At 54.8% G+C, this 217-nt stretch carries 1 protein-coding gene; it reads right to left on the bottom strand.

All coding sequences use genetic code 11. The features are described 5' to 3' along the window. Positions 1-217, bottom strand: a 217-nt coding sequence (locus V6D44_RS21035) for a phosphopantetheine-binding protein (RefSeq protein WP_333516872.1), incomplete at both ends; no start/stop codon positions are given.

Here is a 217-nt window from a genome sequence, read left to right as displayed (position 1 = left end):
CAGCTCCTCGATTGTCGGGTGCTGGAAGAGATCTTTCATTTCCAGCTTCCAGCCGTGCTGATTCAAGCGGCTCGCCATTTGGATTCCTTTGATGGAATCTCCGCCGAGTGAGAAGAAATTGTCACTGACACCGATCTCCGGAATGCCGAGCACGTCCTGCCAAATGCCGGCAAGCAGCTCTTCCATGTCGGTTGTCGGCGCTTTGTATTCCCCGCTC

Origin of the sequence: Bacillus sp. 0209A, assembly GCF_036765095.1 — a bacterium.
GTDB classification, from domain to species: Bacteria; Bacillota; Bacilli; order Bacillales; family Bacillaceae; genus Bacillus; species Bacillus subtilis_G.
This window is presented reverse-complemented; position numbering and strand designations above follow the sequence as displayed.